4 protein-coding genes and 1 tRNA gene are annotated in these 3453 nt (G+C 62.7%); 1 reads left to right on the top strand and 4 read right to left on the bottom strand.

All coding sequences use genetic code 11. The features are described from left to right. Positions 1 to 176: 176 nt before the first annotated feature. Positions 177 to 252: transfer RNA gene (locus tag VII69_03115), tRNA-Ala, on the bottom strand. Positions 253 to 409: 157 nt separating this feature from the next. Here VII69_03115 and VII69_03120 point away from each other — a divergent pair. After that, complete coding sequence (locus VII69_03120; GenBank protein HEY5094088.1) at positions 410 to 754, top strand: hypothetical protein; 345 nt, start codon at positions 410 to 412, stop codon at positions 752 to 754. Positions 755 to 780: 26 nt separating this feature from the next. On the opposite strand, the gene VII69_03125 is transcribed toward VII69_03120, so the two are convergent. The 3 genes from VII69_03125 to VII69_03135 form a co-directional block, all read right to left on the bottom strand. Further along, on the bottom strand, positions 781 to 1440 hold the full coding sequence (locus VII69_03125) for a hypothetical protein (protein ID HEY5094089.1): 660 nt from the start codon (positions 1438 to 1440) through the stop codon (positions 781 to 783). 122 nt (positions 1441 to 1562) lie between these two features. Then, positions 1563 to 2309, bottom strand: coding sequence for an alpha/beta fold hydrolase (locus VII69_03130; protein ID HEY5094090.1), 747 nt, complete (start codon positions 2307 to 2309; stop codon positions 1563 to 1565). Positions 2310 to 2316: 7 nt separating this feature from the next. Then, a partial coding sequence (locus VII69_03135) for a PDZ domain-containing protein (GenBank protein HEY5094091.1) occupies positions 2317 to 3453 on the bottom strand: 1137 nt, incomplete at its 5' end.

Raw genomic sequence — 3453 nt, forward strand, 5'->3', positions numbered from 1 at the left:
CTTGATACCTACAGCCACGTCACCCCGTCCCTTCAGCGCGGTGCGGCCGAAGCCATGGACGCGATGCTGGCGTAATTGGGAGAATGGCTACAGAATGGCTACAATGACCGATCTGCAACACATTTTTCGCGACCATGGAAAAACCCGCATCGCCAATAACGACGCGGGTTTCCGATTGGTGGAGATGAGGAGACTCGAACTCCTGACCCCTTACATGCGAAGCAAGTGCTCTACCAGCTGAGCTACATCCCCATGGGGTCCAAGCGGTAAGTATATCATACGGCAAAATCGGCCGCAAATCCCGGTTGATGGACCGATGGGCGCAGGGTCCAGACAGTTCGCGGAGGCAATTATTCGGAGCAATGGGCGAGCGGCGCCCGCCCTACTAGCAAAGATCTGGATTGTACTCATGATGAACTACGACGCACGGCTCATGCGCAAACAGGCGCGGCTTTCGCAGAAGCTGGAGCGAGTGAAAGCCAAGCTCGCAAATCGGGCACACGCCATGCAGATCCGACGCGACCGCGCGGCGCGCAATCCGCATCTCGCGACATTTCGCGGCATCATCAGCCTCATCGCATTTGGCGGATTGTGGTGGCTCGGGCACGATCGGGTGAACAGCTTTATCGACGAAATATTCGGTGACGCGACACCCGCATCGCAACAGCATTCCCCGGGGCCCAGGCCGCAGACTTTTTGGACTTTTGGGAGGCGCCGGCGCAGCGGTCAGTCGGAGATTCAGACAACCAAGTAGCGGTTAATCTGGATCCGGCACTAAATCTACGGCGTCATGATTTCGATCGTCGTCACACCCATGATGAATCTACCTTGTGTGGCATCTTCCGGCACGATGAGTTCGGCGATGCCCGCTCCCGGAAGCACAGCGCCATCCTCTTCGTATGCGAGCAGAATCCGCTTCGCGTTGTAGTCGTGATGGAATTCGGCAAAGGCGATGATCGCCGAAGCACCGGACATGCCCGTCACCAACGCATATGCGTGCGTTGCCATGTCCACGCCGGTTGACGTCGTTGGCCTCGCGGCGCCGATGACATCGGCCAGCAGCGGCCCGGTGAAGATGTGCACGCGGCGCTTGCCGTCCAGATCCAGCACGCGCATGGTCAGCGTGGATCGTGACATCCCCTGCAGATCCTTGAGGGAGATTATCGTCGGCACGGACACCGCGCCGGTCACTTGAATGAGCGAGCCAGGCGGCGCGACGATCGCAGGCGGCGCGGGCGTTGACGTCACCGGCGCCATCGTCGACGGAACGGCCGATGTGGGTAATGCCGGCAGAGTGGTGGCCGAGACGGAGGGCACGGGCGTTGAATGCTTCTGCGCCGCGATCGCGGCTGCTGCGGTGGCGGTGGGCGCGCCCCACCCTATGGCGAACGCCGCGCAAGGTACGATTGCGAGAGCCATCCATCCAAGCCGAACGCGCATTTCGTTTCTCTCCTTCGTTGTACTAGGGCAAGCATCGCTTGCCCAAAATGGGTGAGCGTTGCTCACCCTCCTACGGTACGAATGGGCAAGCGATGCTTGCCCTCCTACAGGTACAGCGGAAGTTACCCCGCGCCGTAGCCTCGCGCCTTCAGCCAGCGTGAGACCACGAAGCGGGAGCGTTCCGCGCAGTCGGTGTGATTCGCGTCGATGAGCTCAAACGTCTTGGGTTCCGAAGCGGCATCGAACAGGCGCCGCACGGCCGAAGGTCCGACGAGGCCATCCTTACTGCCGGCGATGACGAGAAGCGGCCGCGGCGCGATCTCGGCAACGTGCGAAGTGAACTCGTCCATCGAAATCGCGATCTCGTCGGGAGACGCGCCGTCCACGTATGCCGCCCGGTTCTGCAAGCCCGACAACATGCCGGCGTCGGTGAGCACGCGGCCACGATCCAGCGACGTCGCCATCGCGATGACCGCTTCGATCGAAGGCGATCGGGCGGCGGCGCCGATGGATGTCGCGGCTCCCATCGAATGGCCGCCCAGGACGATATGCTCGACTCCCGGCAAAGTCCGTGCCAGGGCGACCGCGTCCAAAGCGTTTTCAAGGAGATCCGAGCCCGATCGCAGTTTCCCCGTGCTCGCGCCGAGCTTGTGGCCGAGAAAATCGAACGCGAACGCGGAGAAGCCGTCGACCGCCAAATGAAATGCCAGCGGATCCACATTGTGTTTTGACGCCGAATACCCGTGGCACAACACGACGCACGTCGACGGACGCCCCGCATGATAGAAAAGTCCGCGCACGGTGCCGCCGGCGCTTTCGAACGACAACAACTCGATTTGGATGTGCGAAAGATCGCGGACTTTCACCATGCGTGGATCACATCACCGTGTGAAGCGTGAGCTTGGTCGTGCGCGTCCAAATGCCACGATGAAATCTCACCGCGATCGTCGTGCCGAGCGCGCCCTCGAATGCGGAGCGCACATCTTCCAGCTCACTGACCGGCCGGCCGTTGAGCGCGAGCAATTGATCGCCGCTGCGAAGGTGCGCGTCATCGGCGGGCGAGCCCGGCAGCACGCTGCGAACCTCCACGAATCCCGCGCGCTGCACGAGCCATGCGCCGCTCCTGTCAAACGGTGCGGTCGCCGTCGACGACGATGAAGCCGGTGCAAGCACGAGTCTAGCCCCCGGCACGTCGAGGGTCACCGTGAAGCGCCGCAGCAGCCAGGCGCCCACCGCACCGTCGGCGCCACGCGGCAGTACGTTTGATTCGGAGGGATTTGCCGCGACTGTGATCGGGCGGACAAAGTCGAGAGATCCGAGCGACAGCGATGGAATACGGCCCATACGCCCCGCGATCTCGCCGCTCGGCCTTGCAAGCCATGCGGTGTCGATCCAGCCGTTGTTCAGCGGCAAACGGTGTGCGCGCGCAAAGCCGTCGCTCATCACCACTTCGGTCGTCGCGGTCAGGTCGAAGGCGAATTCTCCGGCGTATTTTCCGGCGACGAGTGCCGTCGTGGCAGGCACGCTGCGGTCTTGCGCCAGCGTGAGCGTGGCGGCGCTCGCCGACATGGCCGCAGATTCCGCCGCAGCGCTCGTTTCGTAAAGCGTGAGACGCCGGTTGGCGTAATCGATCGTGACGGGATATCGCGAAAGAAAATCCATGCCGACCGCACCGTCGGCGGCTGCGCCGAGATACGTCACCGAATACGGCAAGATGCGTTCCGGTGCGGCGCGCAGATTGGTGAGACGCACGTCGCCGATCTGCAGCGTGCCCAACACGACCGCAGCGGGCATCGGCTCTGCGCTCAGCGAGTTGTCCACCGCGGTGTTGCCGTGCGAATCCAGCAAGAACGTGCGACGCTTCCCGTCGACGACGACCGGCACGAAGATGACGCCATCGTGGATGTCGATAGGAATAGTCGATGTTTCACCCGGCGCGAACCAGAGCGCGTCGGGAACGGTCGGCTCCGGAACCGGCGATTGCGGCGCGATCGGCGGGGTGGTCGCGCTGAT

This window comes from Candidatus Eremiobacteraceae bacterium, from assembly GCA_036511855.1.
GTDB lineage: Bacteria > Vulcanimicrobiota > Vulcanimicrobiia > Eremiobacterales > Eremiobacteraceae > JABCYQ01.

Coding starts and splice junctions, on each gene's coding strand:
- VII69_03120 (HEY5094088.1), top strand. CDS start 410: ATGATGAACTACGACGCACGGCTCATGCGCAAACAGGCGCGGCTTTCG.
- VII69_03125 (HEY5094089.1), bottom strand. CDS start 1,440: ATGCGCGTTCGGCTTGGATGGATGGCTCTCGCAATCGTACCTTGCGCG.
- VII69_03130 (HEY5094090.1), bottom strand. CDS start 2,309: ATGGTGAAAGTCCGCGATCTTTCGCACATCCAAATCGAGTTGTTGTCG.